The organism is Mesorhizobium sp. B2-3-13, from assembly GCF_006442195.1.
Classification (GTDB): domain Bacteria; phylum Pseudomonadota; class Alphaproteobacteria; order Rhizobiales; family Rhizobiaceae; genus Mesorhizobium; species Mesorhizobium salmacidum.
The window spans coordinates 49,888-62,233 of record NZ_VFVQ01000012.1 but is presented as its reverse complement, the minus strand read 5'-3'; the positions used below and the strand labels follow the sequence as shown (position 1 = coordinate 62,233).

Annotated in this window: 11 protein-coding genes and 2 pseudogenes; 8 read left to right on the top strand and 5 right to left on the bottom strand. The window is 65.4% G+C overall.

Annotated features, from left to right (window positions below; genetic code table 11):
• Positions 1-182: 182 nt before the first annotated feature.
• Complete coding sequence (locus FJ941_RS15935) at positions 183-1,715, bottom strand: YifB family Mg chelatase-like AAA ATPase (RefSeq protein ID WP_140506979.1); 1,533 nt, start codon at positions 1,713-1,715, stop codon at positions 183-185.
• A 121-nt stretch (positions 1,716-1,836) separates the two neighbouring features.
• On the opposite strand from FJ941_RS15935, the gene FJ941_RS15930 reads away from it, so the two are divergent.
• Complete coding sequence (locus FJ941_RS15930) at positions 1,837-2,541, top strand: LysR substrate-binding domain-containing protein (RefSeq protein WP_246673847.1); 705 nt, start codon at positions 1,837-1,839, stop codon at positions 2,539-2,541.
• A gap of 112 nt (positions 2,542-2,653) precedes the next feature.
• On the opposite strand, the gene gshB is transcribed toward FJ941_RS15930, so the two are convergent.
• From gshB to FJ941_RS15915, 3 genes are all read right to left on the bottom strand, one after another.
• Positions 2,654-3,595 carry a glutathione synthase gene (gshB, locus tag FJ941_RS15925; protein ID WP_140506976.1) on the bottom strand — a complete coding sequence of 314 codons (942 nt, stop codon included), beginning with the start codon at positions 3,593-3,595 and terminating at the stop codon, positions 2,654-2,656.
• 71 nt (positions 3,596-3,666) lie between these two features.
• Positions 3,667-4,041: a GtrA family protein gene (locus FJ941_RS15920; RefSeq protein WP_140506974.1), complete on the bottom strand. Its 375-nt coding sequence runs from the start codon at positions 4,039-4,041 to the stop codon at positions 3,667-3,669.
• Between the two features lie 3 nt (positions 4,042-4,044).
• A complete protein-coding gene (locus FJ941_RS15915) occupies positions 4,045-5,037 on the bottom strand; it encodes a glycosyltransferase (RefSeq protein WP_140506972.1) in 993 nt (330 codons plus the stop codon).
• 122 nt (positions 5,038-5,159) lie between these two features.
• Between FJ941_RS15915 and FJ941_RS15910 the strand changes: the two genes are divergently transcribed.
• Complete coding sequence (locus tag FJ941_RS15910) at positions 5,160-6,995, top strand: GtrA family protein (RefSeq protein WP_246673846.1); 1,836 nt, start codon at positions 5,160-5,162, stop codon at positions 6,993-6,995.
• A 15-nt stretch (positions 6,996-7,010) separates the two neighbouring features.
• Here FJ941_RS15910 and FJ941_RS15905 read toward each other — a convergent pair.
• A pseudogene (locus tag FJ941_RS15905) lies at positions 7,011-7,335 on the bottom strand (Atu4866 domain-containing protein).
• On the opposite strand from FJ941_RS15905, the pseudogene FJ941_RS15900 reads away from it, so the two are divergent.
• From FJ941_RS15900 to FJ941_RS15875, 6 genes and pseudogenes are all read left to right on the top strand, one after another.
• A pseudogene (locus FJ941_RS15900) lies at positions 7,276-7,404 on the top strand (LysR family transcriptional regulator); the annotation flags it as partial. The pseudogenes FJ941_RS15905 and FJ941_RS15900 sit on opposite strands and share 60 nt — an antisense overlap.
• A 119-nt stretch (positions 7,405-7,523) precedes the next feature.
• Entirely contained in the window at positions 7,524-8,873 is a 1,350-nt protein-coding gene (locus FJ941_RS15895; RefSeq protein WP_140506971.1) for an EAL domain-containing protein, read from the top strand.
• Between the two features lie 166 nt (positions 8,874-9,039).
• Positions 9,040-9,807 carry an SDR family oxidoreductase gene (locus tag FJ941_RS15890; RefSeq protein WP_140506969.1) on the top strand — a complete coding sequence of 256 codons (768 nt, stop codon included), beginning with the start codon at positions 9,040-9,042 and terminating at the stop codon, positions 9,805-9,807.
• Positions 9,804-10,763 (top strand): 2-dehydro-3-deoxygalactonokinase, encoded by a 960-nt coding sequence (locus FJ941_RS15885; RefSeq protein ID WP_140506967.1) that lies wholly within the window; start codon positions 9,804-9,806, stop codon positions 10,761-10,763. The genes FJ941_RS15890 and FJ941_RS15885 overlap by 4 nt, the downstream gene beginning before the upstream one ends.
• On the top strand, positions 10,760-11,398 hold the full coding sequence (locus FJ941_RS15880; RefSeq protein ID WP_140506965.1) for a 2-dehydro-3-deoxy-6-phosphogalactonate aldolase: 639 nt from the start codon (positions 10,760-10,762) through the stop codon (positions 11,396-11,398). Before FJ941_RS15885 ends, FJ941_RS15880 begins: the two co-directional genes overlap by 4 nt.
• Positions 11,398-12,273, top strand: a complete 876-nt coding sequence (locus FJ941_RS15875) for an SMP-30/gluconolactonase/LRE family protein (protein WP_140506963.1) — start codon at positions 11,398-11,400, stop codon at positions 12,271-12,273. The genes FJ941_RS15880 and FJ941_RS15875 overlap by 1 nt, the downstream gene beginning before the upstream one ends.
• The last annotated feature ends 73 nt before the right edge of the window (positions 12,274-12,346 follow it).

The window sequence follows — 12,346 nt, the reverse complement described above, 5'->3', positions numbered from 1 at the left end:
GCTGGTTCCGGCGAGGGCTGCGGCCATGACCTGAAGGGTCACTTTTGCCGCTTTGTCCTGAATTGGATCAATGAGCAGGGCCGCCGGCCGCCGTCACTTCAAACTCCCCGCTTGACCATCTCTCCGCCGGCGAGGTCGGCAGGTCCAGGTGCCGAGGCGGGATGCCGGCCTCCGGGCGAACTCTACGCCGCCTGCGCCATGCGCTCCGAACTCATGCGGTAGGAAATCGCTTCGGCCAGATGGATGCGGCCGACGGCCTCGCTGGCGTCGAGATCGGCGAGCGTGCGCGCGACTTTCAGCACGCGATGGTAGGCCCGTGCGGAAAAGGCGAGTTTTTCGCTGGCGTCCTTGAGTAGCGACAGGCCGGCGGCGTCCGGCATGGCGATCGCTTCGATGACTGCGGGAGAGCAATGCGCGTTGGTGGTGGCGCTGCTGACGCCGAGCCGTTCGAAGCGCTCGCGCTGGAGGGTGCGCGCGCGGCCGACGCGCAGCGCCACATCGGCGCTCTTTTCCGCCCGGTCGGGCCGGATCAGGTCGCTGGCCGAGACCGCCGGCACTTCAATGCGAAGATCGATGCGGTCGAGCAGCGGGCCTGAGATGCGCGCCTGGTAGTCGGTGCGGCAGCGCTCGCCGCGCAGGCAGCGATAGCCGGGTTCCCCGGCCATGCCGCAGCGGCACGGGTTCATCGCCGCCACCAGCTGGATGCGTGCCGGATAAGTGACGCGGTGGTTGGCGCGCGCGATCATGCAGTCGCCGGTCTCAAGCGGCTGGCGCAGCGCATCGAGCGTCTGCGGCGTGAATTCGGGGAACTCGTCGAGGAACAGCACGCCGTGATGGGCGAGCGACACTTCGCCCGGCCGCGCGCGTATGCCGCCGCCCACCATAGCCGCCATCGAGGCCGAATGGTGCGGGGCGCGGAATGGCCGCCGGTCGGTCAGCTTGCCTTCGCCGAGCTCGCCCGCCACCGAGGCGATCATCGAGACTTCGAGCAATTCCTTCGGCGCCAGCGGCGGCAGGATCGAGGGAAGACGCTGCGCCAGCATCGATTTTCCCGAGCCCGGAGGACCGATCATCAAGAGATTGTGGCCGCCCGCGGCCGCCAGTTCCAGCGCCCGCTTCGCCGTCTCCTGGCCCTTGATGTCGGCAAGGTCGGGCAGGTCGCGTGCCGAGGCGTGGATGCCGGCCTCCGGGCGCGACAGCACCTGCGTGCCGCGGAAATGGTTGGCTATGGCAATCAGGCTGCGCGGCGCCAGAATGTCGAATTCCCGCCCCGCCCAGGCCGCTTCCGGCCCACAGGCGAACGGGCAGATCAGGCCCTTGCCCTCGGCATTGGCGCCGATCGCCGCCGGCAGCGCACCGGCGACCGCCGTGATCGTCCCGTCAAGCGACAGTTCGCCGAGCACGACATAGCCGGCCAGCATGTCGCCCGGAATGGCGCCGAGGGCCGCCATCAGGCCGAGTGCGATCGGCAGATCGTAATGGCTGCCTTCCTTGGGCAAATCCGCGGGCGCCAAATTGATCGTTACTTTTTTCGACGGCATCGACAGGCCGGAAGCATGAAGGGCCGCCTGGACCCGCTCGCGGCTCTCGGCCACCGCCTTGTCCGGCAGGCCGACGATGTGCATGTTGACCTTGCCGGGTGCGATCATCACCTGCACGTCGACCGGCACGGCCTCGATGCCCTGGAAAGCGACCGTACGAACCCGCGCCACCATATTCTGCCCCCCGATGCCGGCTCGCCCCCAGCCCTTGTGAACAATCCACGAGCGACGTCAGCTCAAGACAACCACAGATTTCAGGCTTAGGCAAGAACAATACAAGAACAAAGGCAAACGGGTGCATACGGCATCGGGCGCGTTCTCGGCGCTGGCCGACGCATGGGTTGCGACCAAGGGCGGCGCCACCGGTGTGCTCTCCGTCACCACGGTCCAGACTTTCGCCTCGACCTGGCTCGCCGTGCGCCTTGGAGCATTCCAGCTGATGCATCCGGACCTTGCCGTGAAAGTCGATACATCGTCCCGGCTGGCCGATTTTGGGCGCGACGGCATGGATATCGGCATTCGCACCGGCACCGGGAAATGGCCGGGCCTGGGAGCCCACTACCTGTTCAAGGCAGACTACACGCCGATGCTCAGCCCAAGGCTGGTGCGGAGCGTGGGAGGAATCCGCCACCCGCAGGATCTCTACAAGCTGCCACTATGCTGTTCGAGCGATCCCTGGTGGAAGATCTGGTTCGAGGCAGCCGGTGCCCGCTTCGAGCCGGATCGCATCATAGCCGGTCCGGAGCTCGGCACACAGGCCTATGACGCGATGGCGGCGCTGACGGACCAGGGTGTCGCCATCCTCACCCGCAATCTCTACTCCTCATTGCTGACGACAGGACAGCTGATCCAGCCGTTCGAGGCGCAGGGGTCCGACGGCGACGGCTATTGGCTCGTGCATTCCGAAGGCCGCCGCAACACCCCGAAGATCCGGCTGTTCAGGGACTGGGTACTGGCCGAGACCGCTGATGTCAGGGCGCGCGAACAGCGCGGGGCCTGAAGAGTCCTTGGTCAAATCAGGAACATCGAGGGAACCCGGTAGCCGCACAGGTTGCGCCCCGGTTGTACCCGGCTGCAAAAGCGGAACATGGTTAACACAAATTGGAAACGGATTATGCCCGTTTCGCTTCCACCGCGTCCCAGAACAGGCTGGCGATGTCGGCGCCGCCGAAGCGTTGCACTTCACGCACGCCGGTCGGCGAGGTGACGTTGATCTCGGTCATGTAGTCGCCGATGACGTCGATGCCGACCAGGATGAAGCCGCGCTCTTTCAGCGACGGTCCGATGCGGGCGCAGATTTCGCGCTCACGTTCGGTCAACTCGGTCTTCTCCGCGCGGCCGCCAACATGCATGTTGGAGCGGGAATCGTGCTCGGCCGGCACCCGGTTGATGGCGCCGACCGGCTCGCCGTCGATCAGGATGATGCGTTTGTCACCCTTGCGTACATCCTTCAGGTAGCGCTGCACGATATAGGGCTCGCGAAACAGCTGGCCGAACATTTCGAGCAGCGAGGCGAGGTTGCGGTCGGCTTCCAAGAGATGGAAGATGCCGGCGCCGCCATTGCCGTAGAGCGGCTTGACGATGATGTCGCCGAACTCCTTGCGGAAGGCGGCCACCTCAAGCGGATCCTTGGTGATCAGCGTGTCCGGCATCAGGTCGGGAAACTCGGTGACGAAGATCTTTTCCGGGCTGTTGCGCACCCAGGCCGGGTCGTTGACGACCAGCGTCTTCGGATGGATGCGCTCGAGGATATGGGTCGTGGTGATGTAGTTCATGTCGAAGGGCGGGTCCTGGCGCAGCAGGATGACGTCCATCTCCGACAGGTCGGTGCGCACCTTTTCGCCCAGGGAGTAGTGGCTGCCCTTCTCATCGCGCACCTGCATCTCCTCCATGCGGGCAAACACCTTGCCGTCGCGCAGCGACAACCGGTCTGGGGTGTAGTGGAACAATTGATGGCCGCGCCGCTGCGCTTCCAGCGACAGCGCGAACGAGGTGTCGCCGGCGATCGACACGGTGGAGACATGGTCCATCTGGACGGCGATTTTCAGCTTCATGGTGGATCCCCAACGCAGTCAACGCATGCGATATAAGGGTCGCGGCGCCTTCTGCCAATCGGGCCACGCCGCTAACGGTCGAAGACCAGCCGCGAGTAACCCACGAAGGACAGCGTCATGGCCACCAGCGAAGCGATGGCAAGCGCGCCCAATGGTGGCGCTGCCGGCAGCACCAGCAGGATGGCCGAGTAGACGGCATAGTTGACGATGCTGGTGGCGACGCCGACGCCGCCATAGCGGGCGCCTTCCTGTGTCAATCCCCTGCTCGACGGCGAGAAGGTCAGATGCCGGTTGATCTGCCATGTGACGCAGAGCGCAAAGCCGATCGAGAGCATGCGGCTGACGAAGGGCCCGAGCGGCGTGACGGCGAGCAGCAGCCAGAGTGCCGCCGCGTCGGCGACGAAACCGATGCCGCCTGCGACGACAAAGCGGACGACGCGTTGCATCGTTCAGGCCGCGCGCGAGGCCTTGCCCCGTTCCGGCTTCTGAACCACATCGCCCGTGCGGCGGCCCGAAGACATGGAGAGATAGAAGATCCGCTTCTGTTCGGCGCGCCCACGCGAGACCGAATCAAGAATCAGTCCGGTCACCGCCGCCAGCATGGACAGAAGCAGCAGCCCGACCGACAGCACCCATGTCGGCATGCGCGGAACGAGACCGGTTTCGGCGAATTCGACCAGCACCGGCGCCATCAGGAACAGGCTTGAGGCCAGGAAGAACAGCGAAAAGGCGCCGAAGAAGCGCAGCGGCTGCGTCTCCTTCATCAGCATGGCGAACATCCACAGGATCCTGGCGCCGTCGCGGAAGGTCGACAGTTTCGACGACGAGCCTTCCGGCCGGCGTCCGTAGTCGAGCGCGATTTCGCTGACCGGCAATTTGAGCTGCGAGGCGTGCACCGACATTTCGGTCTCGATCTCGAAGCCGCCGGACACGGCGGGAAAGCTCTTGACGAAACGCCTGGTGAAGACGCGGTAGCCTGAGAAGATGTCGGTGAAATCGTCGCCGAACAGCCATTTGTAGAGGCTGTTGAAGACACGGTTGCCAAAGGCATGGCCGGCGCGGCCGGCATCGTCGTTGACGCCGCGCCTGGTGCCCACCACCATGTCGCAACGTTCGGTCAAGAGCGTGTTGATCAGTTGCGGCGCGTCTTCGGGCGCGTAGGTGCCGTCGCCATCGGCCATCAGATAGATGTCGGCGTCGATGTCGGCGAACATGCGCCGCACCACATTGCCCTTGCCCTGGCGCGGCTCGCGAACCACGATGGCGCCGGCCGCGCGGGCGCGCAGGGCGGTCAGATCCTTCGAATTGTTGTCGTAGACATAGATGGTTGCCGCAGGCAGCGTCTCGCGGAACCGCCGTACCACCTCGGCGATGGTCAGCTCCTCATTGTAGCAAGGCAGGAGCACGGCGATGGTGGGTTCACGGCTGATGTCTTGCGGCATTTTCGTCTCCGAATGCCTTGTCGACCATGCGGCCGCGCTCCGGAAACCGGCCGCGTTCAGGCGGTTTTACTATTTATTGAAGCCGTTAAGGCTAGGTTTAAGACCGACTTCACGAGTGTCGATTGGCCTGGAAAGGCCCGGCATTCACGCCAAGGGCGATCGGGATGGGCACGGCAAGGGGAACTTCCACCTGGAAGTCCGATATCGCATTTGCGTTGTTTGCAGCCTTGCTGCTGCTGGCGCTCGAGGCCCAGCAGGGATTCCCGCAACTGGCCAATCCGGCGGGCGACAATGACAGCCTGCTGCAATTGATCGAAGTCCGCGACCTGCTGGCGGGCCAGGGCTGGTTCGACCTGCACCAGTACAGGATGGGTCTCGAAGGCGGCTTCGTCATGCACTGGTCGCGGCTGCTCGACGCGCCGCTGGCACTGAGCATCCTTGCCGTTTCGGCCCTGACGGGCAGCACCGCCTTGGCCGAACAAATCGTGCAAATACTTTGGCCCGCGCTGCAGTTCTGGCTCGCGATATTCTTCATCGTCCGCGCCGCGCGCGCTTTCGCCGGCCCGCACGCGGTGCTGCCCGCCGCCGTCGTCGGCGGGGCGGCCTTGTATTACATCGGGATTTTTGCTCCCGGCGCGCTCGATCATCACAATGTCCAACTGATGCTGACGCTGGCGAGCCTCGCCTTGCTGCTCGAGGCGCCAACGCATCGGCCGGCTGCTCTCGTCGCGGGCCTCTGCGCCACGCTGACCTTGGCCATCGGCATGGAAAGCGCGCCCTATGCCGGATCCCTCGGCGCCGTCGTCGCGCTGCTGTTTCTCGGCAATCGGGAGGGTGAAAGGCTGATCGCCAGGGATTTCGGCCTCGGCGTCGCCGGCGCCTCGGCTCTCGTCTTCGCCGCAACCATCCCCGTCTCGTCCTGGGGCCAGGCCCAATGCGACACGTTCTCGGTCGTGCAGTTCGCCGTCACCGGGCTTGCCGGCGCCGGTCTGGCAATCATTGCTTCATGGAAGGCCGCCAACGCGACGGCCGCCCGGCGCCTGATGTCGCTTGGCCTGCTGGCCGTCGCTCTCGCTCTCGTCGTGGGGCTCCTGTTTCCGCAATGCCTGGCGGCCCCCTATGCTCATCTCGATCCGCGCCTGCAGCAAATGTGGCTCGGCTATATCGAGGAGGCGCAGTCGATCGTCCAGCTTGTTGCCGACGATCCGGCAAGGGCGGTGGCGCGCTTTGCCACGCCATTGGTGGCCATCGTTCTGATGGCGCTCCGCTTCAGCCATGGCGGCTGGCGGCGGCAGGACAGCCTCGTCATCGCGCTGCTGGTGGTGGCGCTTCTGGTCAGTGCCTGGGAAGTGCGCGGCTCGACCTTCTCCATCGTCTTCGCGGTGATCCCGCTTTCGGCCTGGATCGCCAAATGGCGGCAGCGGGCAGAAGCCAGCCCGTCCAGTGGTTCCGTGCTCAGGATGGCCGCGGCCTGGCTGATCTCGGTCAACGCGATCTGGTCGGGCGCAGCTCAAGCGGCATCGAGCGCCTTCGCAGCCGCTGCTCCCGCCAGGGACGCCGGCATCGATGCGCCCTGCAACAGCAAGGCTTCGTTCGCCGCGCTTGGCGCGATGGCCCCCACCACGGTGCTTGCCATCTCCAATCTTGGCTCGCCGATCCTCGCCTTTACCGGCCATCGCGTGTTCGCCGGACCCTACCATCGCAACGTCGCCGGTAACCTGCTCGTGTTCGACGCGTTGCTGGGCTCGGCCACCGACGCGAAAGCCGTCGTCGAAAGCCACCATGTCGGCCTTGTCGCGCTCTGCCGCGGCAACTCGGAAAGCCGGCTGTTCGCGGCCAGGGCGCCGGACGGTTTTCTGGCCGGTCTGATGCGCGGCAACGTGCCGGAATGGCTGGAGCCGGTGGCGGAGACCAGGGGCAGCCCCCTGGAACTCTACCGCGTCCGGCTCGGCGGCTGATCCGACCGGCAGCCGCTACTCCTTCCGACATAGGATCACGCCGCCGTGATGCAGCACTTCGTCGACGAACGTGCCATCGGCGGTGAATCCGGTATCGTCCCAATAGTCGATGTGATTGCCCCCGAACTTCGTAACGCCCCCGATACGCGCTTTCCCGGATCCCACGCGCTTCGTCGTAGCGGCCGTTTGGAAGCAGCTTGTGACGGACATGGCCATCGGCTGTCACCCACATGCCGGCATAGGGATGGCTTTGCGCTGGTTGAGCCATGATTTTCCGGCCGGTGTTCTGGTGCCTATCCTGGAGACCTACTGCCCACGCTTTGCCGGCTTCTTTCTTTATTATCCAGGCCGTCGCAACATGGCGCCGAAGCTGCGCGCACTTGTCGATCACCTGCAGCGCTTCAGATAGCGTCATGGGATCGTTCGCGAGTCTCGAAAAATCGATTCAAGCGATACGTTTCCTAAAGGGTTTACTGCCAGTCTCGAAATAAATTCCGACGACAAAAGCAGGGACGAGCAGGGACACCGATGCAAACTCCGTTTGGCACCGGTCAGGCAACCAGGGAAAGCACGGATCTGGCGTTCACCGATCCGTTGACCGGGCTTGGCAATCATCGCCGCTTCTTCGACAAGGTCGACCGCCTGATCAGCGACCGCGCCGACGATCCCGCGCCCTTCACCGTCGGCATTCTCGACCTTGACGGCTTCAAGCCGATCAACGACCTGTTCGGCCACAAGGCAGGCGACGACATCCTGGTTCAGGTCGCGATGCGGCTGCGCGCCTCGATGGACGGCCATTCGACGGTCTGCCGCATCGGCGCCGACGAATTCGCCTTCCTCTATCCCCTGGTATTCTCGGAGGAGGCGGCGGCGGAAAAATCCCGCATGCTGATCGAGATCCTGTCGGCGCCCTATGATGTCGGCGAACGCACCGCCAGACTTTCTGCCTCTGTCGGCTGCTCGCTGTTCTATTCCGGCGACGAGACCACCGAAATCCTCATCAACAAGGCCGAAACGGCGCTTTACCATGCCAAGCGCTCCGGCCGTGGCCGCGTCGTCGTCTACACCCGCGAGATGGAAGAGGCCGCCAAGCGCGTCACCCGCATCGAGCAGGCGCTGCGCCGCGCCGTCTCCGCCGGCGAGGTGGAGCCGCATTTCCAGCCGATCGTCGACCTCACCACGCGCCGCACCATCGGCTTCGAGACGCTGGCGCGCTGGACCGACCGCGACCTCGGCGCGGTGCCGCCGACCGTCTTCATTCCGATCGCCGAGGAGCGCGGCATCATCGGCCCGCTGTCGCAGCTGGTGCTGCGCAAGGCGACGGAAGCCGCCAGGAGCTGGCCGAAGGACTTGTTCCTGTCCTTCAACCTGTCGCCCTCGCAGCTCGTCGACCAGAACACCGGCCTGCACATACTGGCGATCCTCGACCGCACCGGGTTCGATCCGCGCCGGCTGGAGATCGAGATCACCGAGACCGGCCTGATGAACGACCCTGCCTCGGCCGCGCAGATCGTCGAGGATCTGCGCCGTGTCGGCATCCGCATCTCGCTCGACGATTTCGGCACCGGCCAGTCCTCGCTCGGCCGCCTGCGCGAGTTTCATTTCGACAAGCTCAAGATCGACCGCGCCTTCGTCTCCTCCATTCTCGACGACCGGCCGTCCGAACACATCATCCGCGCCATTCTCGCCATGTGCGAAGGGCTCGCCATGGACGTGGTTGCCGAAGGCATCGAAGAGGAGGCGCAGGCCGACCGGCTGGTCCAGTTCGGTTGCGCCGGCGGGCAGGGCTATCTCTTTGGCAAGCCGGCCGATGCCGACGCCACATTGGGCTACCTCCGCGATTCCTTCCGCGGCGCCTTGCGCGCCAAGGCGATCTGAGCGGCGAAATTCGGCGCTGCCGGCCATGCGGCGATGCCGCCTGGCGGTCTCGCGCCATCGCCATCGCCTTTTTGTCCGACATAAGGCCGAAATAGCGTCTTTTCGCCCTTGCCCGCCGGACGTGTCTGGCTAGGATGCGCGCCGGTTGACCCGGGAGACGAAAATCATGATGCCATCGGCGCGTTTTGCCGACCTCGAAGGCGCTTCGGTGCTGATCACCGGCGGCGGCTCCGGCATCGGCGCGGCGTTGACCGAAGGGTTCATGCGCCAGGGCGCCAAGGTCGCCTTCCTCGACATCGCCGACGCGCCGAGCACCGCGCTCGCCGGTCGCATCGAGAAGGAGCTCGGCCACCGACCGCTCTACCTCAAGACCGATCTGCGCGACGTCGAGGCACTGCGCGCCTCTGCGGCAAGGGCCGCCGACGCGCATGGCGACGTCACCGTGCTGGTCAACAATGCCGCCTGGGACGAACGCCATGCCGTCGAGGACGTTACCGTCGATTTCTGGGACAACAACCTCGCCATCAACCTGCGACCGCATTTCTTCACCGCGCAGGCCGTGGCACCAGGCATGAAGCGGGCCGGCGGCGGCTCGATCATCAATTTCACCTCGACCTCCTACCTGATCAACCATCCAGACATGCCGGCCTATACCGCCGCCAAGGCGGGCATACTCGGCCTCACCAAGGGGTTGGCCGGCAAGCTTGGTCCCGACCGCATCCGCGTCAACGCCGTCGCGCCCGGCTGGGTGATCACCGAACGGCAGCAGGAGCGCTGGGTGACGGAAGAGGCACTTGCCGCCCATGTCGCCAAGCAATGCATCAGGGACGTCATGCGGCCGGACGACATGGTCGGCACGGTGCTGTTCCTGGCCTCAGATGCCTCGCGCATGCTGACCGCGCAAATGCTGATCGTCGATGGAGGCTTCCTGTGAGCCCAGGGTTTGCCAGCAACGTTCCGGCAGTCGCCGCACTCGATTGGGGCACGACCCGGCTTCGGGCCTGGCTGGTCGACGGCGGCGGCAAGGTGCTTGCCGAACGTCGCGGCGACGATGGCCTGATCACCGCGCGCGAAAAGGGCTTCGCCAACGTCCTGGAGGGCCATCTGGCAGCGATGGGCGCGCCGGAGGCATTGCCCGTCATCATCTGCGGCATGGCCGGTTCCCGCCAGGGCTGGCTGGAGGCGCCCTATGTCAGCGTGCCGTCGCCGCTCGGCGCCATTCTTGGCGGCGCCGCCCGGGTGCCAGATCAGAAACGCGACATCCGCATCGTCCCCGGCCTTGCCCAGCGCTTGGCCGACGCGCCCGACGTCATGCGCGGCGAGGAGACGCAGCTTGCCGGCGCTGGCCTGCCTGCCAGAGGCCGCGAACTGGTCTGCATGCCCGGCACCCATTCGAAATGGGTGCTGGTCGAGGACGGCGCCGTCGCCGGCTTCGGCACCTGGCCGACGGGCGAGCTGTTTTCCGTGCTTGCCGCGCACTCGATCCTGCGCCATTCGCTGGGTGAACATCCCAGCCCGGTTGCTCCCGACAATCCGTTCTTCCGCCGCTGGTGCGAAACAGCACTGGGCGAGGGTGGTGATGTCACCTCGCGGCTGTTTGCCATCCGCGCTGCCGGCCTGCTCCAGGATCTCAAGGGCGATGATGCGGCCGCCTGCCTATCGGGCCTGCTGATCGGCGGCGAGATCGCCTCTGCCCGGCGCCGTCATGGCGCCGGCGCGACATCGGTCGTGCTGGTTGCCTCGGGCGCGCTGGCGGTGCTTTACCAGACTGCGCTCGGTCTTGCCGGGCTAGGTGTGCGGACAGTCGATGCGGACGAGGCTGTACGCGCCGGCCTGATCGAGGCCGCGCGGGAGAATGGCATGATTGCCAGAAGTGGAGCCGCCATATGAGCCAGACCGCACCCTTTCCAGAACTCAAACGCGGCCTGGTCGCTATCCTGCGCGGCCTCAAGCCGGCCGAAGCGATAGCCATGGGCCAGGCGCTGTTCGACGCCGGCATCGAGGCCATAGAGGTGCCGCTGAACTCGCCCGAACCGTTCTCGTCGATCGCCAGGATTGTCGAAGTGCTGCCGAAAACCGCCCTGGTCGGCGCCGGCACGGTGCTTACGGGGGCCGACGTCGACAATCTTCACCAGGCCGGCGGCCGGCTGCTGGTCAGCCCCAACATCGATGCCGAGGTCATGGGCCGTGCCAGGACATACGGCATGGTCACCATGCCCGGCGTGTTTACCCCCACGGAAGCCTTCCAGGCGATCCGGCTCGGCGCCTCGGCGCTGAAATTCTTTCCCGCCAGCGTGCTCGGCGCATCAGGCATTTCCGCGATCCGGGCCGTGCTGCCGGCGCAGACGCTGGTCGGCGCGGTCGGCGGCGTTTCGGACAAGGACTTTGCCGGTTACAAGGCGGTTGGTGTGACGGTCTTCGGGCTTGGCTCCAGCCTGTTCAAGCCAGGCATGAGCGTCGATGACGTGGCGGCGCGCGCTCACGCCGCCGTCGCTGCCTGGGACGTAGCATTCGGAGACGCATGATGAACAAGGTTTCGGTTTTTTCCGATCATGTCTGCGAGCTCGGCGAAGGGCCAAGCTACGATCCCGCCACCGACGCGCTGTTCTGGTTCGATATCGTCAACGGCCAGCTCCTGGAAAAGCTCGTGGCCGGTGGTGCGCTGAAGATCCATGAGCTTGGCCAGATGGCGAGCGCCATCGCCATCATCGATGACAAGCGCCAGCTGATCGCCACCGAGACCGGCCTCTTCGTCCGCGATGTCGCGACCGGCCAGATGACGCTGCATACGCCTGTCGAGGCGGACAACCCCCTTACCCGGTCCAACGATTCCCGTGTCCATCCCTGCGGCGCCTTGTGGATGGGGACGATGGGCAAGAGCGAGGCAAAGGGCGCCGGTGCGATCTACTGGTTCTTCAGGGGTGAACTGCGCAAGCTGTTCTCCGGCATCACCGTGTCGAACTCGATTTGTTTCTCCGGGGATGGCGCGCTCGCCTATTACACCGACACCTCGACCGGCCTGCTGATGCGCGTCGCCTGCGATCCGGCGAGCGGCCTGCCCTCTGGAGAACCAAAAGTGTTCGTCGATCACCGCTCGTCCAAGGGCTATGTCGACGGATCGGTCGTCGACCGCGACGGCGTGCTGTGGAACGCCGTCTGGGGCGGCAAGGCGGTCAAGGCCTATTCGCCCGACGGAACATTGCTGCGCGAAGTTACGATGCCGGTGACGCAGCCCTCGTGCCCGGCCTTTGTCGGCAGGAACGCCGACCGGCTGGCGGTGACGTCGGCGTGGAAAGGCAAGGACGACAAGCAGCGCCAGCTCGATCCGCAGGCAGGCATGACGTTCGTCCTCGATATTCCCGTCAACGGCCGCTTCGAGCCGCGCGTGCTGATCGCCTGAACAGGCCGGGCGATTGACTCCGTGCATATCTATCGTGGTGCTGTCACGCAGGCGTCCGGCTTGAGTCGGTTTC

What these genes read in the sequence shown, in the direction of transcription:
- FJ941_RS15880 (WP_140506965.1), top strand. Translation starts at nt 10,760, where the DNA reads ATGAGCCAGACCGCACCCTTTCCAGAACTCAAACGCGGCCTGGTCGCT.
- FJ941_RS15875 (WP_140506963.1), top strand. Translation starts at nt 11,398, where the DNA reads ATGAACAAGGTTTCGGTTTTTTCCGATCATGTCTGCGAGCTCGGCGAA.
- FJ941_RS15915 (WP_140506972.1), bottom strand. Translation starts at nt 5,037, where the DNA reads ATGCCGCAAGACATCAGCCGTGAACCCACCATCGCCGTGCTCCTGCCT.
- FJ941_RS15920 (WP_140506974.1), bottom strand. Translation starts at nt 4,041, where the DNA reads ATGCAACGCGTCGTCCGCTTTGTCGTCGCAGGCGGCATCGGTTTCGTC.
- FJ941_RS15935 (WP_140506979.1), bottom strand. Translation starts at nt 1,715, where the DNA reads ATGGTGGCGCGGGTTCGTACGGTCGCTTTCCAGGGCATCGAGGCCGTG.
- FJ941_RS15890 (WP_140506969.1), top strand. Translation starts at nt 9,040, where the DNA reads ATGATGCCATCGGCGCGTTTTGCCGACCTCGAAGGCGCTTCGGTGCTG.
- FJ941_RS15895 (WP_140506971.1), top strand. Translation starts at nt 7,524, where the DNA reads ATGCAAACTCCGTTTGGCACCGGTCAGGCAACCAGGGAAAGCACGGAT.
- gshB (WP_140506976.1), bottom strand. Translation starts at nt 3,595, where the DNA reads ATGAAGCTGAAAATCGCCGTCCAGATGGACCATGTCTCCACCGTGTCG.